Annotated in this window: 23 protein-coding genes and 1 tRNA gene; 20 read left to right on the top strand and 4 right to left on the bottom strand. The window is 33.7% G+C overall.

The window, feature by feature from the left end; all coding sequences use genetic code 11:
* The first annotated feature begins 18 nt into the window (after nt 1-18).
* The 9 genes from IEV10_RS02540 to IEV10_RS02500 all read left to right on the top strand — a co-directional run bounded on the left by IEV10_RS02540 (nt 19) and on the right by IEV10_RS02500 (nt 11,468).
* Entirely contained in the window at nt 19-450 is a 432-nt protein-coding gene (locus IEV10_RS02540) for an OsmC family protein (RefSeq protein WP_188373122.1), read from the top strand.
* Nucleotides 451-795: 345 nt separating this feature from the next.
* Nucleotides 796-1,689: a branched-chain-amino-acid transaminase gene (gene ilvE, locus IEV10_RS02535; protein WP_188373121.1), complete on the top strand. Its 894-nt coding sequence runs from the start codon at nt 796-798 to the stop codon at nt 1,687-1,689.
* Nucleotides 1,690-1,693: 4 nt separating this feature from the next.
* A complete protein-coding gene (gene ilvD, locus IEV10_RS02530) occupies nt 1,694-3,373 on the top strand; it encodes a dihydroxy-acid dehydratase (RefSeq protein WP_188373120.1) in 1,680 nt (559 codons plus the stop codon).
* Nucleotides 3,374-3,384: 11 nt separating this feature from the next.
* On the top strand, nt 3,385-5,115 hold the full coding sequence (ilvB, locus tag IEV10_RS02525) for a biosynthetic-type acetolactate synthase large subunit (protein WP_188373119.1): 1,731 nt from the start codon (nt 3,385-3,387) through the stop codon (nt 5,113-5,115).
* A gap of 2 nt (nt 5,116-5,117) precedes the next feature.
* Nucleotides 5,118-5,651 (top strand): acetolactate synthase small subunit, encoded by a 534-nt coding sequence (gene ilvN / locus IEV10_RS02520; RefSeq protein WP_188373118.1) that lies wholly within the window; start codon nt 5,118-5,120, stop codon nt 5,649-5,651.
* Nucleotides 5,652-5,661: 10 nt separating this feature from the next.
* Nucleotides 5,662-7,155, top strand: coding sequence for a ketol-acid reductoisomerase (gene ilvC, locus IEV10_RS02515; protein WP_188373117.1), 1,494 nt, complete (start codon nt 5,662-5,664; stop codon nt 7,153-7,155).
* Between the two features lie 18 nt (nt 7,156-7,173).
* Nucleotides 7,174-8,439 (top strand): threonine ammonia-lyase IlvA, encoded by a 1,266-nt coding sequence (gene ilvA / locus IEV10_RS02510; protein ID WP_188373116.1) that lies wholly within the window; start codon nt 7,174-7,176, stop codon nt 8,437-8,439.
* 59 nt (nt 8,440-8,498) lie between these two features.
* Entirely contained in the window at nt 8,499-10,190 is a 1,692-nt protein-coding gene (recJ, locus tag IEV10_RS02505; protein ID WP_188373115.1) for a single-stranded-DNA-specific exonuclease RecJ, read from the top strand.
* A 3-nt stretch (nt 10,191-10,193) separates the two neighbouring features.
* Nucleotides 10,194-11,468 carry an MFS transporter gene (locus tag IEV10_RS02500; RefSeq protein ID WP_188373114.1) on the top strand — a complete coding sequence of 425 codons (1,275 nt, stop codon included), beginning with the start codon at nt 10,194-10,196 and terminating at the stop codon, nt 11,466-11,468.
* Here IEV10_RS02500 and IEV10_RS02495 read toward each other — a convergent pair.
* From IEV10_RS02495 to IEV10_RS02480, 4 genes are all read right to left on the bottom strand, one after another.
* Nucleotides 11,465-12,217, bottom strand: a complete 753-nt coding sequence (locus IEV10_RS02495) for a UDP-2,3-diacylglucosamine diphosphatase (protein WP_188374175.1) — start codon at nt 12,215-12,217, stop codon at nt 11,465-11,467. The genes IEV10_RS02500 and IEV10_RS02495 overlap by 4 nt on opposite strands.
* Before the next feature lie 10 nt (nt 12,218-12,227).
* Entirely contained in the window at nt 12,228-12,680 is a 453-nt protein-coding gene (locus IEV10_RS02490) for a 6-pyruvoyl trahydropterin synthase family protein (RefSeq protein WP_188373113.1), read from the bottom strand.
* A 133-nt stretch (nt 12,681-12,813) separates the two neighbouring features.
* The gene (locus IEV10_RS02485; protein ID WP_188373112.1) at nt 12,814-14,148 is read right to left on the bottom strand and encodes an MATE family efflux transporter; all 1,335 of its coding nucleotides are present in this window, start codon (nt 14,146-14,148) and stop codon (nt 12,814-12,816) included.
* Nucleotides 14,145-14,645: a GNAT family N-acetyltransferase gene (locus IEV10_RS02480; RefSeq protein WP_188373111.1), complete on the bottom strand. Its 501-nt coding sequence runs from the start codon at nt 14,643-14,645 to the stop codon at nt 14,145-14,147. Before IEV10_RS02480 ends, IEV10_RS02485 begins: the two co-directional genes overlap by 4 nt.
* 36 nt (nt 14,646-14,681) lie before the next feature.
* On the opposite strand from IEV10_RS02480, the gene IEV10_RS02475 reads away from it, so the two are divergent.
* The 11 genes from IEV10_RS02475 (at nt 14,682) to IEV10_RS02425 (ending at nt 25,398) form a co-directional block, all read left to right on the top strand.
* On the top strand, nt 14,682-15,479 hold the full coding sequence (locus IEV10_RS02475; RefSeq protein WP_188373110.1) for a universal stress protein: 798 nt from the start codon (nt 14,682-14,684) through the stop codon (nt 15,477-15,479).
* A gap of 5 nt (nt 15,480-15,484) precedes the next feature.
* Nucleotides 15,485-15,558: transfer RNA gene (locus IEV10_RS02470), tRNA-Ala, on the top strand.
* Between the two features lie 145 nt (nt 15,559-15,703).
* Entirely contained in the window at nt 15,704-16,108 is a 405-nt protein-coding gene (locus IEV10_RS02465; RefSeq protein ID WP_188373109.1) for a response regulator, read from the top strand.
* A 1-nt stretch (nt 16,109) separates the two neighbouring features.
* Nucleotides 16,110-16,652 carry a heme NO-binding domain-containing protein gene (locus tag IEV10_RS02460; RefSeq protein ID WP_188373108.1) on the top strand — a complete coding sequence of 181 codons (543 nt, stop codon included), beginning with the start codon at nt 16,110-16,112 and terminating at the stop codon, nt 16,650-16,652.
* Nucleotides 16,649-18,220, top strand: a complete 1,572-nt coding sequence (locus tag IEV10_RS02455; protein WP_188373107.1) for a PAS domain-containing sensor histidine kinase — start codon at nt 16,649-16,651, stop codon at nt 18,218-18,220. The genes IEV10_RS02460 and IEV10_RS02455 overlap by 4 nt, the downstream gene beginning before the upstream one ends.
* A 3-nt stretch (nt 18,221-18,223) precedes the next feature.
* On the top strand, nt 18,224-18,544 hold the full coding sequence (locus tag IEV10_RS02450) for an Hpt domain-containing protein (RefSeq protein WP_188373106.1): 321 nt from the start codon (nt 18,224-18,226) through the stop codon (nt 18,542-18,544).
* Nucleotides 18,541-19,233: a LytR/AlgR family response regulator transcription factor gene (locus IEV10_RS02445; protein WP_188373105.1), complete on the top strand. Its 693-nt coding sequence runs from the start codon at nt 18,541-18,543 to the stop codon at nt 19,231-19,233. Before IEV10_RS02450 ends, IEV10_RS02445 begins: the two co-directional genes overlap by 4 nt.
* A gap of 168 nt (nt 19,234-19,401) precedes the next feature.
* Nucleotides 19,402-20,985, top strand: a complete 1,584-nt coding sequence (locus tag IEV10_RS02440; protein ID WP_188373104.1) for a hypothetical protein — start codon at nt 19,402-19,404, stop codon at nt 20,983-20,985.
* A complete protein-coding gene (locus tag IEV10_RS02435) occupies nt 20,921-21,946 on the top strand; it encodes an HlyD family secretion protein (RefSeq protein ID WP_188373103.1) in 1,026 nt (341 codons plus the stop codon). Before IEV10_RS02440 ends, IEV10_RS02435 begins: the two co-directional genes overlap by 65 nt.
* A 160-nt stretch (nt 21,947-22,106) precedes the next feature.
* Nucleotides 22,107-23,474 carry a nucleotide sugar dehydrogenase gene (locus tag IEV10_RS02430; RefSeq protein WP_188373102.1) on the top strand — a complete coding sequence of 456 codons (1,368 nt, stop codon included), beginning with the start codon at nt 22,107-22,109 and terminating at the stop codon, nt 23,472-23,474.
* Between the two features lie 10 nt (nt 23,475-23,484).
* Nucleotides 23,485-25,398: a DUF4114 domain-containing protein gene (locus IEV10_RS02425; RefSeq protein WP_188373101.1), complete on the top strand. Its 1,914-nt coding sequence runs from the start codon at nt 23,485-23,487 to the stop codon at nt 25,396-25,398.
* Nucleotides 25,399-25,432: the final 34 nt, after the last annotated feature.

The following is a 25,432-nucleotide window of genomic DNA, read 5'->3' as shown; positions in this document are numbered from 1 at the left end:
AATTTAGAAACTTTAAATATGGCTGATAAAATCACAACACATTGGAAAGGTGGATTAACTTTTGAATCTGATAATCCAAGCGGAAAAAAAGTAATTATGGATACTGGTATCGATGGTCAAGATGAACGCTTTGGATTGTCACCTAAAGCCATGATGTTATCGTCTTTAGCAGGATGCTCTGCATTGGATGTGATTTCAATTTTGGATAAAATGAAATCGCCAATAGATGATTTTAAGATTGAAGTTTCTGGTGAGCTAACCGATGAACATCCAAGGTATTACCACTCTGTAATTGTAGATTATCATTTTTACGGTTCGGATTTAGATAAGAAAAAATGCGAGAAAGCAGTGAAATTATCCATTGATAAATACTGTGGCGTTATGGAAATGTTTAGGCAATTTGCCAAGGTTGAGACCAACAATCATTTTCATATTCTAATGAAGCGTTAAGAACTGCTTTATCTATTATGTTTTTCTTTTTTTAAAGCAAATAATTTAAGCATCACATAATTTTCGCGCACACTTTTTAATAATTTAACAAAAATACTGTGTTTTATTTGCAAATAGTTGTGAGTTAAAGTGGAAATCTCAATATTTGTTTTATAGAATTGGTAAAAATTCAAAAAATGAGAACTCAAATTATTAGCATTATTTCTATTGTCAGCGTAATTATTATTACGTGACGTATAGGATGTGCTACAATATTTATAAAGATGTTAAGCCTTCCTAGATTTTAGGAAGGTTTTTTTATTCTCTGTTTTTTGAAAAGAGCAATAAATTATTGAAGATAAAATTATGAATCCATATTATAACAAAGATAGTCTTGTATATCACAACGGAGCTATTGTAAAAGCATTAGGGACTAGCACACAGCTTTATAGCCAAACGTTGCATTATGGTAATGGTATATTTGAGGGTATTCGTGCATATAAAACAACTTTTGGCACAAAAATTTTCAAAGCCAGAGCTCATTATAAACGTTTAAAAAAGGGAGCTGAAGTGATGGATATTCCTTTCAATTATTCTGTTGAAGAACTTATTAAAATCACTTATGAATTATTGAAACAAAATAATTATGAAGATGCTTACATACGACCACTCATTACTACTGGCGCGGACATGAGCCTAAAGACTTCAGATGAATCTGTTTTAACCATTCAGTGTTGGAAATGGGGTAAGTATATGGGTGATAAATTATTACGTGTTAAAACATCAAAATTTCAAAGACCAAATCCTAAATCCTGTTATGTAGATGCTAAAGTTACAGGTCATTATATCAATTCTATTTTATCTGCAAACGAAGCAAAAAAAGCAGGATACGATGAGGCCTTGTTATTAGATATGAATGAGAATGTGGCAGAATCCTCAGGAGCTAATGTGTTTATGCAAAAAGGAAACATCTTAATAACACCTAAAGTAGGACATATCATGCCAGGAATTACAAGAAAAGTAGTTGTGGATTTATGCAAAGAAGAGGGTATCAAAGTCGAGGAAAGAGACTTTAGACTTCAAGAATTAAAAACAGCCGACAGTGCTTTTTTTACAGGAACAGCAGCTGAGGTTGTAGGGCTAAAATCTTTAGACGACTATCAGTTTCCGTTAGATTGGAACAAATCCCTAGGAAAAAAATTAATGCACTTATATAAACAAGAGGTGTTGTGCGAAAGAAAAGAGCTGGTAAAAGTATAACGTAATGAAAAACTTAAACAAATATAGTAAGGTTGTTACCCAAGATGATACTCAACCAGCAGCTCAAGCTATGTTGCATGCTATTGGTTTAATAAAAGAAGATTTTGAAAAACCTATTGTGGGTATAGCAAGTACAGGCTACGAAGGAAACCCGTGTAATATGCATCTTAACGATTTAGCTAAACTGGTTAAAAAGGGTGTTCAAAGCACAGACACTGTAGGGTTAATTTTTAACACTATTGGCGTAAGTGATGGAGTTTCTATGGGAACTCCTGGTATGCGTTATTCTTTACCCTCAAGAGATATTATTGCTGATTCTATGGAAACCGTTGTACAAGCCATGAGTTACGATGGCTTGGTAACCGTTGTTGGGTGCGATAAAAACATGCCTGGAGCCTTAATGGCTATGATTCGATTAAATAGGCCATCTATTTTAGTATATGGCGGGACTATTGATTCAGGTTGTCATAATGGAAAAAAATTAGATGTGGTTTCTGCTTTCGAAGCCTGGGGGAGCAAAGTTGCGGGTACAATGCCTGAAACTGAATACCAAAGTATTGTTGAAAAAGCATGTCCAGGAGCCGGTGCTTGTGGTGGGATGTATACAGCAAATACAATGGCTTCAGCAATTGAAGCTTTAGGAATGGCTTTGCCATTTAATTCATCTAACCCAGCTCTAAGTGATGAGAAAAAACAAGAATCTGTAGCAGCTGGAGAAGCATTAAGAGTATTGTTAGAAAAAGATATTAAACCTTCAGACATTATCACAAGAAAGTCGTTAGAAAATGCCATTAGATTAGTAACAATTCTGGGCGGTTCAACTAATGCAGTGTTACATTTCTTGGCCATAGCCAGAGCTGCACAAATAGAATTCACATTAAAAGATTTTCAAAATATAAGTGATAGTACACCATTTCTAGCAGATTTAAAGCCTAGTGGAAAATACCTCATGGAAGATGTGCATGCTGTAGGAGGCATTCCTGCTGTTTTAAAATATCTATTAAAAAAAGGACTGATTCATGGTAATTGTTTAACGGTAACCGGAAAAACCATTGCAGAAAATTTATTGGATGTTGAAGATTTAGCCGAAGGTCAAGATGTGATTAAGCCTATAGAAAAGCCCATCAAAAAATCAGGACATCTAAGAATGCTTTATGGCAATTTAGCACGAGAAGGAAGTGTTGCTAAAATCACAGGAAAGGAAGGCTTAAGTTTTAAAGGAAGAGCTAAAGTTTTTGAAGGCGAATATGCTGCAAATAATGGTATCAGAGACGGAAAAGTAGAAAAAGGAGATGTATTGGTTATTAGATATGAAGGACCAAAAGGTGGTCCAGGAATGCCTGAGATGCTTAAACCAACTGCAGCAATTATGGGAGCTGGTCTAGGCAAAGATGTAGCACTAATTACAGATGGTCGTTTTTCTGGAGGCACCCATGGTTTCGTGGTTGGCCATATAACTCCTGAGGCACAAGAAGGAGGAAATATAGCATTAGTAAAAGATGGAGATATCATAGTTATTGATGCAGAAACCAATTCTATAAATATTGAAATTTCTGAAGAAGAGCTTCAATATAGAAGAAAACATTGGAAAGCACCACATCTCAAATTTGAACGAGGTGTTTTGTATAAATATGCAAAAACTGTTTCGTCTGCATCTAAAGGTTGTGTAACAGATGAGTTTTAAAAAAGTATCTTATGAAAGAACTACAAACGCTACAGAAACATGAAACACAGAAAACACTTCACATAAGCGGAAGTGAGGCTATTATAAGGTGTCTTTTAGCCGAAGGTGTAGATATTCTCTATGGTTACCCAGGAGGTGCAATTATGCCCGTTTACGATGAGTTATATAAGTATCAAGGTCAAATCCATCATGTTTTAACACGTCACGAACAAGGTGCAACACATGCAGCTCAAGGTTATGCGCGCATCTCAGGAAAAGTCGGTGTGGCCATAGCAACATCTGGTCCTGGAGCAACAAATTTAATTACAGGTATTGCTGATGCACAAATAGACTCTACACCAATGGTTTGTATTACGGGTCAAGTTGGTTCACATTTACTAGGTAGCGATGCGTTTCAAGAAACGGATATTGTAGGAATATCTACTCCTGTCACCAAATGGAATCATCAAATTACTAAGGCCTCAGAGATTCCTGAGGTATTTGCAAAAGCATTTTATATTGCTAAAAGCGGTCGACCTGGGCCAGTTTTAATAGATATTACTAAAGATGCTCAGTTTGAAGTGTTTGATTTTAAGTATAAAAAATGTAAAGGTGTTCGTAGTTATAAACCTGTTCCTAAGCTCAACTTTTCATCCATTGAAGCAGCAGCAAATTTAATTAATAAGGCAAAAAAGCCTCTAGTTGTTTGGGGGCAAGGGGTAATTTTAGGAGAAGCTGAAGCTGAATTTAAGGCTGTAATAGAAAAAGCTAATTTACCTTCAGCATGGACAATTTTGGGAGCTTCAGCCATTCCGACATCACACCCATTAAATGTAGGAATGGTAGGCATGCATGGTAATTATGCTCCAAATTTTTTAACAAATGAGTGTGACGTATTAATTGCCATAGGTATGCGTTTTGATGACCGAGTTACTGGCGATTTATCTAGATACGCAAAGCAAGCAAGAGTTATTCATTTTGAAATTGACTTAGCAGAAATCAACAAAAATGTAAAAGCTGATATTGCTGTTCTAGGGAATGCCAAGAAAAGCCTTAAAGCTTTACTCCCATTATTGAATAAAAACTCTCACAAGGACTGGCTTCAAAAATTCAAAGACTTGTATCAAATAGAATTTAATAAAGTCATTCAGAACGATGTAAATCCTACTAAAGAAGGATTGACCATGGGTGAAGTTATAAAAGAGATTAATCAGCAAACCAAAGGGGATGCTGCAATCGTTAGCGATGTTGGTCAACATCAAATGATAGCATGCCGTTATGCAGAATTTAATAGAACAAAAAGTAACATTACATCTGGAGGATTAGGAACCATGGGTTTCGCATTGCCAGCAGCAATAGGTGCTAAAATGGCTGAGCCTCATCGTGAAGTTGTTGCCATTATTGGAGATGGAGGCTATCAAATGACCATTCAAGAACTGGGCACTATTTTTCAACAGCGAGTATCAGTAAAAATTGTAGTGCTTAATAACAAGTTTTTAGGAATGGTACGTCAGTGGCAGCAGCTCTTTTTTGATAAACGATATGCTTCTACAGAAATGACTAACCCAGACTTTGTAACCATTGCCCAAGGTTATCATATAGAAGCTCAAAAAGTAACAAAACGAGAATATTTAAAAGAAGCTGTAAAACAAATGATAGATTTTGAAGGTCCTTATTTTTTAGAAGTATGTGTTGAGAAAGAAGATAATGTTTTCCCCATGATACCAACGGGAGCTAGCGTATCTGAAATAAGATTAGAATAATTATGGAAAAAGAAACAAAGCTTTTTACAGTAAGTATTTATACCGAAAATAACGTAGGACTATTAAACAGAATCTCTGCAATTTTTCAAAGACGACATATTAATATAGAGTCTATTAATTCTTCCGTTTCTGAGATTGAAAACGTATCTAAATGGACCATTTTAGTGGTTTTAAAAGAAGATTTGATGAAGAAAATTATTGGACAAATAGAAAAGCAAGTAGAGGTTATTAAAGCCTATTATCATACAGAAGACGAAATCATATATCAAGAGTCGTGCATATTCAAAATGAAATCAGATTTGCTTTTTGATGAGCGTCAAATTCAAAATATAATCAAAGACAGTAATGCTGTTATAGTTACTGTAAACAAGAAATTTTTCGTTATTGAAAAATCGGGTAGACGAAATGAGATTGATTTACTCCATCGAGAGTTAAGCCTTTTTGGTATTATGCAGTTTACGCGCTCCGGTAGAATCGCAGTCTCTAAAGAAGAGATGGATATTTCAACTTTATTGAACGAATTCCAAGAACATTAAACCTAAAAACATGTCAAATTATTTCAACACATTACCATTAAGAATAAAACTCAAAGAGTTAGGGAAATGCCGATTTATGAATAGCTCAGAGTTTGAAAATGGTGTAAATGCTTTAAAAGGCAAAAAAATTGTAATCGTTGGTTGTGGATCACAAGGCCTAAATCAGGGTTTAAATATGAGAGATTCTGGGTTGGATATTAGCTATGCGCTACGCCAAAAAGCTATTGAGGAGAAAAGAGCGTCTTACAAAAGTGCCACTTCAAACGATTTTGTTGTTGGGACTTTTGAAGATTTAATTCCTTCTGCCGATTTGGTGCTCAATCTAACACCTGATAAGCAACACACCAATGTTGTAAAAACAATAATGCCTTTAATGAAAAAAGGAGCGACTTTGAGTTATTCTCATGGTTTCAATATTGTTGAAGAAGGCACTCAGATTCGCAAAGACCTTACAGTAATTATGGTTGCTCCTAAGTGCCCAGGAACTGAGGTGAGAGAAGAGTATAAAAGAGGTTTTGGTGTACCAACACTAATTGCAGTACATCCCGAAAATGACCCAGAAAACAAAGGTTGGGTACAAGCAAAAGCATACGCTGTTGCAACAGGAGGACATCGTGCAGGAGTTTTAGAATCTTCTTTTGTTGCGGAAGTAAAGTCTGATTTGATGGGAGAGCAAACTATTCTTTGCGGGTTGCTTCAAACAGGTGCTATTTTATCTTTTGATAAGATGGTAGAACAAGGTGTAGAACCCAAGTATGCCGCTAAATTAATTCAGTTTGGTTGGGAAACTATTACAGAAGCATTAAAACATGGTGGTATAACTAATATGATGGATAGACTTTCCAATCCTTCAAAAATTAAAGCTTTTCAGCTTTCCGAAGAACTTAAGGGAATAATGAGACCTTTATTTGAAAAGCACATGGAGGATATCATCTCAGGGCATTTTTCCAAAACCATGATGGAAGATTGGGCAAATGAAGACAAAAATCTTCTGGGGTGGAGAGCAGAAACAGGTGAAACGGCTTTTGAAAAAACAGCATTAACATCAAGCCATATATCAGAACAAGAGTATTTTGATAACGGTGTATTGCTTGTAGCATTTGTAAAATCTGGCGTTGAGTTAGCTTTCGAAACTATGGTAAGTGTAGGGATTATAGAAGATTCTGCATATTACGAATCTTTGCACGAATTACCATTGATTGCTAATACTATTGCAAGAAGAAAACTCTTTGAAATGAACCGTATAATTTCTGACACAGCTGAATACGGCTGTTATTTATTTGACCACGCATGTAAACCTTTACTCAAAGATTTTATGGAAACGGTAGATATATCAATTATAGGAAAACCATATTCCGATTCTAATAGTGTAGATAATTTAGAACTTATTAATGTAAACAATGCTATTAGAAATCATCCTATCGAAGCAGTCGGTAAACGATTAAGAGCTGCAATGACAGCCATGAAAACCATAAAAAAAGCAAAAAAAGGGGGGCAATTTTAGTTTAAAATAACTTTTAACATGAAAGAAGTAATACAAATATACTATCCAAAATTAGAGGATGTCAAAATCGCTGCGGAAAACCTTAGTGGTGTAGTTTTAGAATCACCACTTCCAAAAAGTATGTATTACTCTAAGTTGTATAATTGTAATGTTTTTTTTAAGCGTGAGGACCTACAGCAAGTAAGGTCATATAAAATTCGAGGAGCATATCATAAAATATCATCTTTATCTCCTTCTGAAAAAGAATCTGGCATTACTTGTGCAAGTGCAGGTAATCATGCGCAAGGTGTTGCGCTTTCTTGTAAACTCTTAAGTATCAAAGCCATTATTTTTATGCCTAGAACTACACCAAAACAAAAAATTGAGCAAGTGCAATTTTTTGGAGAAGAGTATATAGATGTTGTTTTAGAAGGTGATAATTACGATGAAGCTCGAGATGCTGCCTTGCTATTTTGCAAAGAAAATAATCAAGTATTTGTAAACCCATTTGATGATAAAAAAATTATTGAAGGACAAGCTACTGTCGGTCTAGAAATTCTTAAACAAACATCAATATTCATAGACTATGTTTTTGTACCTGTTGGAGGCGGTGGACTTTCCGCAGGATTGTCTTCAGTATTCAAATCATTGTCTCCTCAAACAAAGATTATTGGCGTAGAACCCAAAGGAGCACCTGCTATGCACAATTCTATCAAAAAAGGCGAAAGTATTCCATTAGAAACCATTAATAATTTTGTCGATGGGGCTGCGGTAAAGAACGTTGGGGGTCTCAATTTCCAAATATGCAAGAAAAATCTTGATGATATTGTATTAGTAGACGAAGGCCATATTTGCCAAACGATTTTGGATTTATATAATAAAGAAGCCTTAGTTGTTGAGCCTGCTGGAGCAATGAGTCTTACTGGCTTAAGTCATTACACGGAAAGCATTGAAGGAAAAAATGTAGTTTGTATTATCAGCGGAAGTAATAATGATATATCTAGAACCGCTGAGATTAAAGAACGTGCCTTAATGTATAGTAATTTAAAGCACTATTTTATCGTTAAGTTCCCACAACGCGCAGGTGCTTTAAGAGAATTTGTTGCGGAAATATTAGGGCCTTCAGATGACATTACACACTTTGAATACACAAAAAAAACGAATCGCCAAAAAGGGTCTGCAGTTGTAGGTATAGAATTAAAACAATCCCAAGACCTAGAACCCTTAATTGCCAAGATGAAGGCTAATAACTTTTATGGAGAATATCTTAATAATAAGTCCTATATTTTCGATTTTATAGTATAGTATTCTAGTTTTATTTTAACAAAGTAGGATAAATCTTTTTTAGAGTTTAAATTTACAGGATGCGTTGGACCATAAAGCCAAAACCAGATTCTGAGAAAATTAAGGCATTAATGGTGTCGCTTAAAGTTGATGAAATCGTAGCGACATTATTATTGCAACGCGGTGTTGAGAGTTATGACACTGCAAAGACTTTTTTTAGACCAAGTTTTGATGATTTGTACAATCCATTCTTGATGAAGGATATGGATAAGGCTGTTGAACGTATTGAAAAAGCTATAGCAAATGCTGAAAATATTTTGGTGTATGGCGATTATGATGTCGACGGAACCACATCGGTAGCTTTAATGTCTTCTTACTTAAAAACAAAAACTGAACATATTGCGACATACATTCCAGATCGCTATGATGAAGGCTATGGCGTGTCTTACAAAGGCATTGATTTAGCTGAAGACAATGACTTCTCTTTAATTATTGCACTCGATTGTGGTATTAAAGCTATTGATAAAGTGGCTTATGCTAAAGAAAAAGGGATTGATTTTATTATCTGTGACCATCATAGACCTGGAGATAAAATTCCAGATGCTGTTGCGGTTTTAGACCCAAAACGTAAGGATTGTGACTATCCATTTAAAGAACTTTGTGGATGTGGCGTTGGATTTAAATTAATATCGGCCTTAGCTTCTAAAGACGGAAAAAAAGCTGAAGATCTAGTTGAATATTTGGACTTGGTTGCCACTGCGATTGGAGCTGATATTGTGCCTATTGTAGACGAAAATAGAGTATTAGCTTATTTCGGACTGCAGGTGATTAATACTAATCCAAGACCAGGCATGAAGGCAATTATTGCTGAGGTTAAAAAAGACGAATTAACCATAACAGATGTCGTTTTTATCATAGCACCACGTATTAATGCTGCTGGCCGAATGAAACACGGAAATCACGCTGTAAGCCTACTCACAGAAACCGATTTTAATCTAGCAGCTGAGTATGCTGTAGATATTGACCAATACAATACAGACCGTAGAGAAACCGATAAGCGAATTACTGAAGAGGCTTTAATTCAGATTGAAAAAAATAACGAAATAGACCGTTTTACAACAGCTGTTTATGACGAGAATTGGCACAAAGGTGTGATTGGTATTGTAGCGTCACGTTTAACCGAAACGTATTATAGACCGACATTGGTCTTTACTAAAAGTGGTGATAAGCTAGCGGCCTCTGCGCGCTCAGTAAAAGGCTTTGATGTGTATAATGCACTAGAAGCTTGCTCAGATTATATTGAGCAATTTGGCGGCCATAAATATGCAGCAGGATTAACAGTATTGCCTGAAAATTATAAAGCGTTTAAAGAAAAGTTTGAAGCCGTTGTAAAGAAAAGTATTGACCCAAAATTGCTAACGCCAGAACTCAAGGTAGATTTAGAAATTAACTTGAATCAAATTGATGGAAAACTATGGCGAATTCTAAAACAATTTGCACCTTTTGGTCCAGGAAATATGACGCCTGTATTTATGACTCAAGGCATTAGAGATACCGGTTGGGGAAAGTGTGTTGGTGAAGATAATAAGCATTTACGATTCACAGCAACACAAAGTGCCAATGAGAAGATAGTATGTATTGGTTTTGGGCTAGGGCATAAATTAGATTTGATTAAAGACAGAAAAACGTTCAACGCAGCATATACTATCGATGAAAACCATTGGAATGGTAACATAAGTCTGCAGTTGAAATTAAAAGATATAAAAGCATAATATTTGGTAAAGAACGATCCATACGCAGCGCTTCGATATAGAGAATTCAACACATTTTTAGTATTGCGTTTTGCTCTGGTACTAGCTTGGTCAATGCAGTTTGTAGTTATTGAGTGGCAAGTGTACTCTATGACCAATGACGAATTAAGCTTAGGGATTATTGGTCTTTGTGAATTTTTACCAGCTTTTTTTCTTGCTCCTTTTGCAGGTCATATTGTTGATAAAAAAGAAAAGCGTAACCTCTTTATGCTTTGTATTGCTCTTTTTTCATTAATAAGTTTTGGATTGTTTTGGTTAACCACACAAACTGTTGAATCTTCATGGGAAACAAATACCATTTTGTATTCCATTTACGGATTAGTCTTTTTTGGAGGTGTATTACGAGCTTTTTTTGGCCCAACCATTTTTTCTCTTATTGCGCTTCTTGTCCCCAAGAAAGTATATCCTAATGCTGCAACATGGAGTAGTAGCACATGGAAAGGCGCTAATGTCTTTGGCGCTTTATGCGGTGGTTTTTTGATTGCTTGGATAGGAGTTAACCATACCCTTGGAATTATATTTTTATTAGTGATGGTTGCGTTGTTATTGGTTTTTCAAATAAAGAAGAAACCAATTTTGAATAATGCCACAAACGAATCTGTCAAGGAAAGTTTAAAAGCTGGGATTAAGTTTGTATTTAATGATAAGGTTATCCTTGGGGCATTAACATTAGATATGATTGCCGTTTTATTTGGCGGTGCAGTTGCTATTTTTGCTGTATTTGCAAAAGATATTCTAGATGCTGGACCAAAAGGATTTGGGATATTAAACGCCGCATTGTCTTCAGGAAGTATCATTACTATGCTGGCTACAACCTATATCCCAATAACAAAAAATACTGGAAAAAAATTGCTCGTTTCCGTTTTTGGATTTGGTGTTTGTATGATAATTTTTGGCGCTTCAAAATTAATGTGGCTTAGCGTTTTAGCGCTGTTTTTCTCTGGCGTCTTTGATGGTATTTCTATGGTTGTCCGTCAAACAATATTGCAACTTAAAACACCAGATGAAATGAGAGGTAGAGTAGGTGCTGTAAACTCAATGTTTGTAGGCTCATCAAATGAGTTAGGCGCTTTAGAAAGTGGAATCGCAGCAAGGATTTTTGGCGCCCCTTTAGCAGTAATGCTCGGTGGTACAGTGACATTGATTGTTGTGGCAGTAATGAATTTTAGCAATAAACCGCTTCGAGAGTTAGATCTAACAAAAGATATAGCGATAGAAGATGAAAATGATATCGGCTAATATTCCTTTAGTTTGAAGTCTTTTCCATCAAATTCACCATAGGTAAAATAGTGTATCCAATCGCCTAGATTTATATATTTTGATGTATCATTTAACGAAATTTCAAGAGGTAAATGCCGGTGACCGAAGATAAAATAATCACGATGTTTTTCTTCCAATTTCTTTTTGCTGTAAACAGCTAACCACTCCTTATCTTCTCCTAAAAATTTAGCATCATCATCTCCTGAAATGAGTTTGTTTTTTACTGAGAAATACTGTGCAATGCGCATGCCAATATCTGGATGTCCCCAACGAAACAACCATTTAAAAAATGGACTTAAAAAGACCTTTTTCATACGCTTATAGCCTTTATCACCGGGGCCAAGACCATCACCATGACCAATAAAAAAGGCTTTATCACTTAGTTTAAATTCTTGAGGTTTATGATAAACTGGGATACCGAGTTCTTCTTCAAAATAACCATTCATCCATAAATCATGGTTACCCACAAAATAATAAATAGGAATGCCAGAATCTGCAATTTCAGCAAGTTTCCCCAAAGTTCTTGTAAATCCTTTAGGAACTACAGTTTTGTATTCAAACCAAAAATCGAATAAATCACCTAAAAGAAAAATTGCAGCAGCATCTTCCTTAACTTCATCTAACCAAGCCACAAATTTTTTCTCACGAGGACGAGAAGCTTCAATTGTTGGCGCACCTAAATGATTGTCTGAAGCAAAGTAGATTTTTTTTCCATTAGGAATCTCTATGTGATGATTGTTACTCATTGTCTGAAGCATACCATTGCGCGTAACTCGTGGCTGTTTCTTGAAGTTTTAAGGAGTGTAACTTTATATTTGAAGGCAGATGTCTTTTTATCTTTTCAGCAAAGTCAATCACCATCATTTCACTAGTGGGTTGATAGTCGACTAAAAGGACATTGTGCCCTCTGTCTTTGAGTTCTTTAGCCAACTCAACATGAGGTGTGTTTTTGTTGAACACAGTCGCATGGTCAAAAACATCAACAATCTCAGCTTTTACTATTTTTTTGAGGTCACCAAAATCGATAACCATTCCAAATTTTACATTTGATGTATCTGAAATAGGAACACCGATAACTGTAACGTCTAATCTGTAACTATGCCCATGTACATTTTTACATTTGCCGTCATAACCGTAAAGCGCATGACCAGTTTCAAAAGAAAATTGTTTGGTGATTCTAATATTACTCATTATCTACGACCTTTTCTTTTGTTTACAAAATATACGATAACAAGCACTAGTCCTAATAAAAGGAACAAACCATTTCCACTAAAAAAACTTAAGATATCCATATTTATAATTTAATGTCGATATATCGCCAAATTTAAGGGTTTTGAGCAAGCGGTCTAAATGTTTTCCTGAATTTTATGATTAATGGTATACCTCTAGCAATTACCCATAAGGTAAAGGCTATAAAAACACCATAAAGTTTAAGCCCAATATGGTCTGTATAATATATAACAGGAATAAAAACTAATACTGTTGAAAAGAGCAGTAAATTTCTTAAGTATTTCATCTTTCCTAGACCCTTAAACACACCATCAAATATAAATGCCAAAGCGCATAAGGGTTGCATTAGAAGCACAATCCAAAACACATTATAAAAAGCAGTTAATACTTCAGAATCACTGGAAAAAATGCGACCGACAGGATAATAGAGTACAGCTCCAATAAGTGCCATAATTAAGCCGACCACAATACCATGCTTTATTAACTTATCACTTAAATCTATAAGATTTTTGTAGTCTTTTGCGCCTAATAATTTTCCAGATAAAATATTACCCGCACTAGCATAACCATCAATTAAAAAGGCACCCAAAAACCAAAGATTTATAGCAATAGTATATGCTGCAATATAAGTAGGGCCATAAGATGTAGCAAAACTAGTCCCATAGTATAAAGCAACGTTTAAGGCAATGGTTCTTATGAATAGATTAAGAATCATTAATGCAAATCGTTTTATTTCTGGATTAAAAGGAAAACGAACCAACAGTGGAATGTCTGTTTTTTTTAAAATGTAGAATGCAGACAAACCCGCCATAAGCATTTGTGCAATAACACTTGCATAAGCGGCACCTTTAATATGCATTGCAGGAATAATATCTGTTACGCCATAGACTAAAACAAAATCGAATATAATGTTTGCTAATGCTCCAGAAATTGCAATAAGCATTGGATAATATGTGTTTTGAAGTCCTCTAAAAGTGCCAAAAACAGCAATTGTAAATAATGTGAACGGAAAGCCCCAAACACGTATTTGATAATAATCTACACTAAAGTCAAGAATAGCATCTGAAGCATTATAAAGCTTGAAAATTTGTGACGCGAAAGGATAAGTACAAGCAATAATAATTAAGCTCAAGGATGTAATGATAAATATCGCTTGAGCAGGCAAATTTTTAACGGCCTGCACATTTCCAGCACCTAAATATTGAGACACTATTGAAGAAATGGCACTTCTCGTTTGGCCTAAAACCCAAATAAGCATCGATAAAAATGTAGAAACAATACCAACAGCAGCTAAAGATTCAGTAGCATTCAAAGACATATTGCCAATAATCGCAGCATCAGTTAATGAAAGTATAGGTTCTGAGACGCCAGAGATTAATGCTGGAATGGCTAGTTTATTAATATGCTTTAAAGAGATAGTTTGACTCACAAGACCTTTTCGTAACAGTAAAATGGATATTCACTTTGCTTAGGAAAATAAATATTACCCAAGCGTTTATAATCGCGAAGTTCGTAAAACTTTTGGTTTCTCTTGTTCTGAGAAAAAGTGTCTAATCTTATAGAGGTATAGTTATTATCTATAGCGTAACGCTCCGCATAATCCATAAGGCTTTGCGCATAACCTTTGCCTTGATACTTAGGATGAACACCTAACCTGTGAATGTATATATTATTTTCATTTTCAGTTAACCACTTTATGGGGATATATTCTTCGTCCATATACGTTGAAACAACTAAGGTTCCTGCAATTTTTTCATCTATTTCTAAAACATAAAGCTCTTCTCGTTTCACATCATTTATAAAAGCGCCCTTATTAGGATAATGTTCATTCCATTGGTAAATTCCATTGGCAATCATATGTTTAGCACATGCTTTAGTCATATCCATGATGGCTTCTATATCCATTAAAGTTCCTTTCCGAATCATTAATAATGTTTACTTTTGTGGTTAAATTCTATAGTAATGAAAAATATTCTAGTTCCTGTTGGGTCTTCAAAAAACGCAAAATGTCATTTACAATATGCTGTTGATTTTGCAAAAGCTTTTGGAGCCAAGGTATATGTTGTTCAAATATATAATGTTTATACCAAAGCTGGCACTATGATTAAGATAGATCATATATTAGAACGTGAGAGCCAAGCTTTCTTAGATGAACATGTGGCATCAATAGACAAAAAGGGCGTTGAGGTTATTACTCGCGTTTTTAAAGGTAAGTTGGTTGATACTATAGAATCAGTTTGTAAAGCCTTAAAAATTGACCTAATCGTTTTAGAACCCCGAACAAACTCTATTAAAGAAGAAGTGTATTTAGGAAAAACATCAGGTAAAATTGTTAAACAGACAGAAATTCCTGCATTGATAATCCCTGAATGTTATGAATACAAGCCTATTGTAAAAATGTTAATGGCTACCAAATCAGCAGCTGTTAAAAAAGAAGGGGCTTTAAAACCTTTAATAGCCATTAAGAATCAGTATAAGGCGATTGTTAATTTGCTATTGGTAAAAACACCTAATTATGATAAAGACGATTTAGAGGTTAGCAAAGAATTGTCGGCTATTATAACAAACACGACTAAAACTGATGCGCCAACAACATTTCAAGCGGTGTTAGAGCATTATCAAGACCATAATCCAGACTTACTATGTGTTGTAAGACGTAAAAGAGGTTTTTTTAAAAAATTATGGGAAGACAATACTATCCTAAAAAAAGACTTCCATAGTACTACAATTCCTGTACTGGTTTTAAGTGGTTTAAAGTAATTTTTGGGGATGTAGCTCAGTTGGCTAGAGCGCTTGACTGGCAGTCAAGAGGTCGGCGGTTCGAGTCCGCTCTTCTCCACTATTAACAAAACCTGTTTTTTCAACTCACCTATAGTAAAATACCATTCATCTACACTTAAAGATACTTTCGTCGACAGTCAACAGAAATTTTATTTAAAAAACACCATCTTGAAGTTTTTATAGTAACTTGTTGAGACTAGCGTATGAATAATCTTAATATATTGTTAATTGAAGACGATCAAATTGAAATATTAAAATTTGAACGAATTCTTAGTACCATTTCAAAAAACCACAAGCAGCATAATGAAACCAATGGAGAAGCAGCATTGCAATACCTAAAAACAACTAAAAACTTTCCTGACCTGATACTTCTTGACTTAAATATGCCTAAGATGAATGGATTGGAGTTTTTAAAAATTCTTAAATCTGATGATGGTTTTCATCATATTCCTGTAGTAGTTCTTACAACATCAAATAATAAAGAAGATATTAAAGAAGCCTATCGTATAGGCATTGCAGGCTATGTTATGAAGCCACTAAAGTATGAGGCATACACGTCTCAATTAAAAACAATTATAGAGTATTGGTCAATTAATCAATTAGTATAGAATGAAAGGAATAGTATTTACAGAGTTTTTAGATTTAGTAGAAGATAAATTTGGATTAGCAACAGTCCAAGAAATTATAGATCAAACAGAGCTCTCTACTGGTGGGAGTTACACGGCAGTTGGGACTTACCCTTTTTCTGAAATGTTAGGCTTGCTTAAAGCATTAAGTGCGAAGACCAGTATTAGTATAGATGATTTACTAAAGGTATATGCCGAGCATTTTTTTGGTGTATTAGTTGAAAGTTACCCACAATTAATTGAAAGTTATAAGGATCCCATTGAAATGCTATCTTCAATAGAAAATCACATTCATATTGAAGTTCGTAAAATATATTCTGATGCAGAATTACCTTCTTTTGAGACATTAGAAAAAACGAACAACAAACTTATTATGATTTACCGCTCTAGTAGAGCAATGTATAGTTTTGGATTAGGCTTGATGCACAAAACTTTTGAGTCTTTTGACAGTAAAGCAACTATATTAGTAGAGAAAATAAAAGATGATGGTACTGAAGTAAAATTTAGTATTACAAAGAATGAATGAGTAAAAACGAGATAGACATACTCAAAAAAGCACTTGTTAGAGAACGAGAAGCACGAAAACAAGCCGAAAAAATTCTCGAAGAAAAATCAAGAGAGTTATATACGCTCTCAAGAAAATTAAAACATGACCTTAATGAAACTACATCAGAGTTAAAAGGTGTTTTTGATAATCTCGTTGATGCCTATGTTTTAATGGATATTAAAGGGAATGTCCTAAAAATGAATGATACCGCTACCACACTTTTTGGTTATAACCCAGAAAATGAAAAAATAAATGTTGTAAAACTTATTTATAAAGAGGATATGGCTTATGCAATGCAATCGTTTTCTCAATTAGTAAAAAATGGAGCATTCTCGGACTATCAAGCTAGAGTGAATACCAAAAATAATGGGGTGCGTAGTGTTCATATTAATGCTAGTATTATTAAAAATGAAGAAGGAAAACCCATAGGTGCTCAAGGTATTGTTAGAGATATTACGCAACAACTAGCAAATGCATTAAAATTAGAGGAGCAACAAAAGCAGCTTACAGCCATAGTAAATAACTCAAGTTTAGGAATTGTATTAACACAATATGGTAAGATTATCCAAACCAATAAGGCCTTTGAAGAGATGCTTTCTTACAGTAAAAAAGAATTACAAGAAAAAGAAGTTCAAGATATCTCATTAGCTGAAGATTATTCTGTTTCAAGAGGTTTAATGGAGGCATTAAACAAAGGGGAGATAGATAACTTTTCTGTTAACAAAAGATACGTAAAAAATGATAAGACTACGATCTGGGCTAGAACTAATGTTGCCGCTGTTAGAGATAAAAAAGGGGCTATAAAATATCAAGTAGCACTAGTAGAGGATATTTCTGAAGACTTAAAATTAGAAAAAGAACGTAAACAACTTATACTTGATTTAGAGCGAAAAAACAGAGATCTAAATGACTTTGCACATATTGTTTCTCATGATTTAAAATCACCTCTGAGAGGGATGGATACATTGATAAACTGGATACAAGAGGATTATGCAAGTGCTTTTGATGAAAAAGCAAAAGACACCTTTAGAATGCTACTCAATAAGGTAGATAAAATGGATAGCTTAATTGATGGTATATTAAAGTATTCTAGTATCGATAAAACAGACAAGGGCAATGAAAATGTTAATTTACAAGAATTAGTGACAAGTGTCATTGATATCCTTCATATACCTAAAAATGTATTAGTTAACATAAAAAATCCATTACCAAATATTAAGGGAGATACATCTCGTCTACAACAGCTATTTCAAAATTTATTAAATAATGCTATTAATGCCATAGACAAAGAGAAAGGTTTAGTCTATGTAGATTTTGAAGATAATAAAACACATTGGAAGTTTTCTATTTCAGATAATGGTAAAGGCATAGCTGAGGTATATACAAAAAAGATTTTTGAGATTTTTGAATCCTTAGGAGATAAAGATACTAGCACTGGTATTGGCTTGTCTATAGTAAAGAAAATCGTAGAATTCTATGATGGCGACATTTGGGTAACTTCAAAAGTCGGAAAAGGCACTACCTTTCATTTCACTTTAAAGAAATAATAAATGCAAGAGAGCCCTACACTTAATTATATTAAAGAAATAGCTGGTGATGATAAAGATTATGTGGCTAAGTTGTTAACTATAATTAAAACAGAATTTCCTCTGGAAAAAGAACAATTTATAGTATTTTACAAACAACAAGATTTTCGGCAATGTGCAGAAATGGTTCATAAACTAAAACACAAAATTAATATTTTGGGTCTTGAAAAAAGTTATGAAGTCGCACGTGATTTTGAAAATCAACTTAAAAATAATAATGACAGTTTATATCCCCCATTCTATCAAATATTAATGCATATTGAAAACTATCTTGACAGCTTATGAAAAGTATAATTATAGATGATGAAGCCACAGCACGTAGTATAATAGAGCATTTAGGCTCACAGAATAATGATGTCGAAATTATTGAGGCTTTCCCAAGTGCAATTGAAGCTATTAAATATCTTAATCAAGAAGAAATTGAACTTATCTTTTTAGATATACACATGCCAGCTTTTACGGGGTTTGACTTTATTCAAACATTAAAAGATCCACCAAAAATAATTATTACGACTAGTGATAAAAATTTTGCCCTTGATGCTTTTGAATATGATTGTATTATCGATTATTTAGTTAAGCCAATTACACAAGAGCGTTTTGATAAGGCCATTAAAAAAGCGAAAAACAAGACCTTAAACACTACTACTGTAGAGACCTCGTCGAGTAATGATTTATATGTAAATATAGACCGTAGATTAGTTAAGATTAATATTCCTGATATATATTTTATACAAGCAAAAGGAGATTATATTAAAATAGTTACTGAAGATAAAAACCTTATTGTACATGCTACATTAAAAAAGATTGAAGATAAATTACCAGACAGTCTATTTTTAAAAGTGCATCGCTCATATGTTATAAACACAAAAAAAATTATTGATATTGAAGATAATAGCGTGCTTATAAAACAAGATATTGTTCCAGTAAGTCGTTCCAATCGCTCGGAACTCATGAGGCGCTTAAATTTACTATAACAAATCATTGATAGTGAGATATTTATTGGGTTTTATTTTTAATAAAATATATAATATTAGTAAGCTCTAAAAACCGTTTACCTACACTCAACTACTACTCGTCTACAGTAGTATTCTCACTAACGATATTTAGCTAGTCCCGAAGCTATACGCAGATATATTTGCTATATGCAAAAGATAATTATATATCTGCTTATAAGCGTTTTGACTTCACTTTTTGTGAAAGCGCAATCCCTTGATAGTTTACTTATTTCTTCTGAAGAGCTATATAGAATTAATGAAACTTATTTATCGCTTCCTGTTCCTCAAAATGTTTTTAAGTTTAATAATAAGCAACCAGAAGATAGTACAATTACAGATTATCAGATTGCTATAAAACAACTTGAAAAAGATGCTTACAGGAAAGATCTTGGTCTTGTTTTTAAAGCGAACGCCCAATACAATTTTAATGATGACTTAGATGAGGAGAGCAATCGTATAACACGAAGTCGTTTAAAAACTGAGTTAGAATGGAATATACTAAAGGAAGGGTTTTTAAATAATAAACATAAAGCACAACAAAAGAATATTGAAATTTCATTACTACAGCAAAAAAAGGCTCAAGAAAAGCGCATTGCTTGGCGTAGACAATTTCGGATAGATTACACCTATTCAATTAACCAAGAACTCTTGACTTTATTTAAACATAAAGAAGCGTTTTTAAACCGTTATTTCGATATACTATCTGTTTTACATTATCAAAAGCTTATTAAGCGCGAACAACTCATTGAGGTTGGTGAAAAAATCACTATTGCTCGGAAAGAAGGAGAGCATATAAAACAATATAACAAGCTCATAAAAGATAGTGTTTCTAGTACATATATACCGTCTATTTTACCAATTTTAATTATTAAAAAAGAGCCTTATCAGTTTCAAATTGCAATGGCATCAAATAGAGATTCTTTACAAGCAGCTTTAGTATATAACAAAGCTAGCTGGCTTGATAACATTTCTTTAAGTGCCTATGCTAACTATAATTGGACCCAGAGCGATATTAATACACGTAATTTTGCTTCAGTAGGTTTACGTCTAAGAGTTCCTCTTCGTTTCAATGAAAATGAATCTATTACAAAAGCAAAAATAAGACTTACCAATACAATTGATAACACACATGAAAAAGGACAGCATAACCAAGTTGTAACATATTTTGCGAGTTATAGAGAAAAAATAAGAGACTTACATGTACAGCACAAAAACTGGGAAATTGTGCAAGAGCGGAAACGCGTTTTACAGGTATTAAAAAAAGAACTCAATAATCCAGAAGCAGGAATTCAATTACTAGCATTACAGGAGGAGCAATATGATATTTTAGAAAACATACTGATTCTTAAAAAGCAACTGTATACATCACTATCACATCTATATGAGCTTTATGGGGACCTGAAAACTCAGCCGTTTATATTCAAGAAAAGACCAAGTAAAGATGTAATTATTTTAAATGATAAATCCAGTTTTCCTCACACTTTTCAGAAGGCTTTTTTAAAAGCTCATAATATAACATCTGTAAGTGTCTTAGATAAAAATATAGTACTTCAACAAAAGTGGAAATCTTCTGGCTTTAAAATACGTGTAGTTTCAAAATACACCAAAGAAACCATGTTACACCAATGGATGCGCGAAGTATTAAAAACTATTAAAACAACAAATAATGAGAGCATTTTCATTTCAGAGAAAGGTAGCAGTAATCCGCACCTTAAAAGAACCAAAAATTAAGAAGAAAAAAGTCAATATTGACCGTTTAATATACTTTGGTCTGATAGCCATTCTTATCACTTTTTTAATACGCTATTCGTATAATAAATTAGCGATGATAGAAGGAAATGGTCAAATATTAATGGATAAAGTTGACGTGAATTTCACTCAAGATATAAGAGTTCAACACATTAATATCCAAGAAGGTGATACAGTTAAATATAATCAGCAATTATTCTCTTATAAACAAAGCGCATTTGACAATGACGCATCATTGATACTACAGGCTCAAAAATCTCAAATGGATGCTACTAAAAATGCTCAAAAATTGGCTTTTGAGATACAGCAAAAATACATTCACTTAAATGCATTACTTAGTCAATTAGAGTATTTAAAATCTGTAGAAAGTCAATTAATTAAACTTGTAATGCTTGATGTGTATACGAAAGAAAAAATTGATGAAATACAACTCGACGTACAACGAAAAGAGATTGAGGTTAAACTTCTTAAAAATGAACTATATCTACTTGATAAGCAAAAGCAATTCATAAATCCATTAGATGGAAAATCAATGTTATCAAATGGTAATAGCACACATGATAATACGTATAGTTCTCCCATAAATGGTGTGATTGGTCAAATTCTAAAAAGCGAAAATGAATCTTGTTACAAGACAGAAAACGTGATGACTATACATAATACAGATGATGTTTTCATCAAAGCCTATTTTCCTTTAAAAGCTTTAGAACATATAAAACAAGGCGAAACTATTGATGTGTTATTTCCTGACAATTCAATATCTAAAGGCATTATAAACAAAGTATATATAGCCACATATGAAGCCCCAGACGAATTCCAAAAAACATATGAGCCAACTGAGCGAAATATTCTAGCAGAAATTATACCACTAAATGATATACAAAAGTCGCAATGGGCCAGTTATCATAAGCTTAATGTAAAAGTGGAAATAAGCAGACTTTAATTTGTTTAATACGCTAAAAACCATTCACCGTTTCAGAACTACCACTCATCTACACAGATGATACACACTAGCTAAAAACATAAAAACTAGAGAGTTGCTAAGCTAATTTAGCATCAGATAACAACCCCAAACTTTAATATAAATCTTAAACAATACAATTATGAGAACAGCAGAAGCATTAAAAACTCAATTTCCTTTACAAGACGTACAAGAATTAAAAGTAGCCTATAAAAAAACACCTTTATTTGAACAACTACTAAATAAAGAAGTCTCAATTGCAGTGGTTGGACTAGGTTATGTAGGATTACCTTTAGCAGTACATATGGCAAGTAAATTCAGAGTGCAAGGCTTTGATGTTAATACTGAAAAAGTATTACAATTATTACAACACAAAGACCCTTGTGAAGAACTAGACTCAAGTGCTTTTGAAAATAAAGACATTTCATTTTCATTTGAAGAGAACACACTGGCAAAAGCAAAATTTTATATCGTAGCTGTGCCAACGCCAATAGACAGTCATAAAAAACCTAATTTAAACCCATTAAAATCTGCAACGGCAACTGTTGCAAAGCATTTAAAAAAGGGAGATTGTGTAGTGTTTGAATCAACTGTATATCCAGGATGTACAGAAGAAGTATGCGTGCCTATTTTAGAACGGATTTCTCGCTTAAAATTCAATAAGGATTTCACAGTCGGTTATTCTCCAGAACGAATTAATCCAGGAGACAAAGCACATACATTTACACAAATCACAAAAGTGGTTTCTGGCAGCACAAAAGATGCTTTAGAGTTAATAGCAAATGTATATAACACTGTCGTTACAGCAGGAGTCCATAAAGCCTCAAGCTTAAAAGTCGCAGAAGCTTCAAAAGTAGTTGAAAACATTCAGCGAGATGTAAATATTGGTTTAATGAATGAGCTTGCGCAGATTTTTAACCGATTAGATGTGCCTATTAAAGATGTACTTGAGAGTGCTGGCACAAAATGGAATTTTCAAAATTATTTCCCTGGTTTAGTTGGAGGCCATTGTATCGGTGTAGACCCGTATTATTTAATTGACCGTGCACGCCAATTCAACTTTAAGCCAGCTTTATTAGAACAGGTTCGTTCTACAAATGAGAGTATGATTACACACATTGTAAACCAAATAACTAAGCATTGTCGCTTTTCTTTTGGATCAAATGGCAAACACATTCTTGTAAAAGGGATAACATTTAAAGAAGATGTAAACGATATCCGAAATTCTAAAGTCGCTGATATTGTAAAAGCACTTATAAAAAAAGGCTATAAAGTCACCGTGGAAGACCCTTATGCAAATGCTCAAGAAGTTCAGCATGAATATGGTTTTAAGCTAACTCCAATTTCTAAAATCAATACTAAATTCAATGCTGTTATTATGGCTGTAAATCATTCAGTATACCAAAATCTTGAAAATCTAAATGAGCATTTAAAAATAAATGGATTTGTATATGATATCCGTGGGACATTTAAACACCTAGTAAAAAATCATAAATACATAACACTTTAAAAATCATATTATGAACTTAAAAAAATACTACTTAACGTTTTTGACTCTGTTTACCATAGTAAGCTGCTCAAAACCAGATGATGATACTAATCTAATTGAAAATGAAGAAGCTGCAATTGATGTTTTATTTCGCGAAGGTGTAAATAATTCTAGATTACAACTCATTAACAGAAGCATTCTTGCTAAAGTGCCATTAGACTATGTAAGTGGAAGACTAAATAATGCCAATGCAGAAGTAACAAATCAACAGCCATATTTTTGGACATGGGTGGCAAGAGTAAACTCACCTATTATAAATGGAGAGCTGCTTAGTGCAACACATTGTACTATAAAAAACAACAAGGCATATGTAAGTTACCATAAACAAGGTAACACACACTTGGGTAGTATAGAGATTTTAGATATCACAGACCCAGCAAATCCGATTTTACTACAACAAATTGATTTTCTTAATGCTGACATCAATGCTATCACTGCTGAGAGCAATGGTACAATATGGGCTGCAGGATCTCATAAAAACCACGGAGCTACAGTTTATAAAATTGATGCTGGCACACAAAGTTTTGAAAGAATCAACCTTTCTAATAGCTTAAACACTGGTATTTCGGCATCAGCAAATGGTATCGCAATAACTAATAATTATGTATTAGTAAGTGCTGGTAAGACACATGGTGGGCAGTTTACAATTGATAAAAACACTTTAGAGATTGTGTATGTTGATGCTTATAGTGATTGCAAATATGTAGGTGTAAATGGAACAAGTGATAATGCTAAATATGCAAGCCTAATCACGGGAGATGTTGCAACTATTAAAACTGGTACAGTTAACAGTTTTGTGTCATCTAATTCTTATTCAGTGGGAAATATTGTTCATACCAATGTAGAAGAAGCTTATCGAGGAAAAAACACATTAGTGTTTGATCCTTATAATTCGGACCGTGTATTTGTTGCAATGGCTGAAAAAGGTTTTAAAGCTTACAATGTTAATTCTGGAGTAGAAATGAATCACTCAAAAGGTACTATGTTGTTAGAAGGTAATACCAACGCAATCACTTTAGATGATGACTATATGTATATTGCAAACGGCGCTGATGGTATTGCTATTGCAGACCATGCTGCCAATTATGCAGAGGTGCAACCTTTTTTTGTATGGGATATGGAAGAACAACCGGCATCTGCAAATTATATAACTGCACAAAACGATTGGGTGTTTGTATGTAAAGGACAAGGAGGATTTAACATTCTTTACAAGCAAGATAAAGCAAGTTATATGACGGTAAGTCCTTATAACGACTCTGGAACACCTATTACTATGGAAGAAGATGAAGTTATTTGTAGCACATTACTTCCAAATTTGTTTAATGACATTTTACCTGAGCAGCAAAATGCAATAACATCTCATCCCGAATATTTTGCTCACCCAGCAAAGAATATTCATATAAAGGAGACGGCTGAAGTTACATTAACTTTTGTTAGTGAAGGAGCAGGATATAAAAATACATTGGGATATTACACGTATAACATTAATAACCCTCCACAAACAGTTGATGATTTAATTAAAGTAGTGGTATTCCCCAATGCCTCTGCACAAAATTCTGGAGGAGAGCTTATTCCGGGTAATACTTTAAAACTATTAGGGACTTTTGAAGCGGATACTATAATAGGTTTTTTTGTTATCGCAGATGGATGGCGTAATAATCAAATTACAGAAGGGTTTTATACTCAACATACCAATGCAATATTAAATAATAATGACCAACAACAGGCGCTCATATTTCATGACTCTACTTGTAATTCAACAATTATTTGTTTTGAGGATATAAGTGTTCCTAATGGAGATAAGGATTTTAATGATGCTATCTTCCAAATACAAGCTAATCCCTCATCAGCTATAGATACAAGTGAGTATTATCAAATACAATAACCGTTTAAAAATAAGATACAACCCTTTTTAAATA

This window comes from Winogradskyella haliclonae (genome assembly GCF_014635865.1).
GTDB lineage: Bacteria > Bacteroidota > Bacteroidia > Flavobacteriales > Flavobacteriaceae > Winogradskyella > Winogradskyella haliclonae.
The sequence above is the reverse complement of the archived record's forward strand: the minus strand, read 5'-3'. Positions and strand labels throughout refer to the sequence as shown.

Excerpts from the sequence above, each read along its gene's own strand:
- IEV10_RS02540 (WP_188373122.1), top strand. The coding sequence starts at position 19 with ATGGCTGATAAAATCACAACACATTGGAAAGGTGGATTAACTTTTGAA.
- ilvE (WP_188373121.1), top strand. The coding sequence starts at position 796 with ATGAATCCATATTATAACAAAGATAGTCTTGTATATCACAACGGAGCT.
- ilvD (WP_188373120.1), top strand. The coding sequence starts at position 1,694 with ATGAAAAACTTAAACAAATATAGTAAGGTTGTTACCCAAGATGATACT.
- ilvB (WP_188373119.1), top strand. The coding sequence starts at position 3,385 with ATGAAAGAACTACAAACGCTACAGAAACATGAAACACAGAAAACACTT.
- ilvN (WP_188373118.1), top strand. The coding sequence starts at position 5,118 with ATGGAAAAAGAAACAAAGCTTTTTACAGTAAGTATTTATACCGAAAAT.
- ilvC (WP_188373117.1), top strand. The coding sequence starts at position 5,662 with ATGTCAAATTATTTCAACACATTACCATTAAGAATAAAACTCAAAGAG.
- ilvA (WP_188373116.1), top strand. The coding sequence starts at position 7,174 with ATGAAAGAAGTAATACAAATATACTATCCAAAATTAGAGGATGTCAAA.
- recJ (WP_188373115.1), top strand. The coding sequence starts at position 8,499 with ATGCGTTGGACCATAAAGCCAAAACCAGATTCTGAGAAAATTAAGGCA.
- IEV10_RS02490 (WP_188373113.1), bottom strand. The coding sequence starts at position 12,680 with ATGAGTAATATTAGAATCACCAAACAATTTTCTTTTGAAACTGGTCAT.
- IEV10_RS02480 (WP_188373111.1), bottom strand. The coding sequence starts at position 14,645 with ATGATTCGGAAAGGAACTTTAATGGATATAGAAGCCATCATGGATATG.
- IEV10_RS02475 (WP_188373110.1), top strand. The coding sequence starts at position 14,682 with ATGAAAAATATTCTAGTTCCTGTTGGGTCTTCAAAAAACGCAAAATGT.
- IEV10_RS02465 (WP_188373109.1), top strand. The coding sequence starts at position 15,704 with ATGAATAATCTTAATATATTGTTAATTGAAGACGATCAAATTGAAATA.
- IEV10_RS02460 (WP_188373108.1), top strand. The coding sequence starts at position 16,110 with ATGAAAGGAATAGTATTTACAGAGTTTTTAGATTTAGTAGAAGATAAA.
- IEV10_RS02455 (WP_188373107.1), top strand. The coding sequence starts at position 16,649 with ATGAGTAAAAACGAGATAGACATACTCAAAAAAGCACTTGTTAGAGAA.
- IEV10_RS02450 (WP_188373106.1), top strand. The coding sequence starts at position 18,224 with ATGCAAGAGAGCCCTACACTTAATTATATTAAAGAAATAGCTGGTGAT.
- IEV10_RS02445 (WP_188373105.1), top strand. The coding sequence starts at position 18,541 with ATGAAAAGTATAATTATAGATGATGAAGCCACAGCACGTAGTATAATA.
- IEV10_RS02440 (WP_188373104.1), top strand. The coding sequence starts at position 19,402 with ATGCAAAAGATAATTATATATCTGCTTATAAGCGTTTTGACTTCACTT.
- IEV10_RS02435 (WP_188373103.1), top strand. The coding sequence starts at position 20,921 with ATGAGAGCATTTTCATTTCAGAGAAAGGTAGCAGTAATCCGCACCTTA.
- IEV10_RS02430 (WP_188373102.1), top strand. The coding sequence starts at position 22,107 with ATGAGAACAGCAGAAGCATTAAAAACTCAATTTCCTTTACAAGACGTA.
- IEV10_RS02425 (WP_188373101.1), top strand. The coding sequence starts at position 23,485 with ATGAACTTAAAAAAATACTACTTAACGTTTTTGACTCTGTTTACCATA.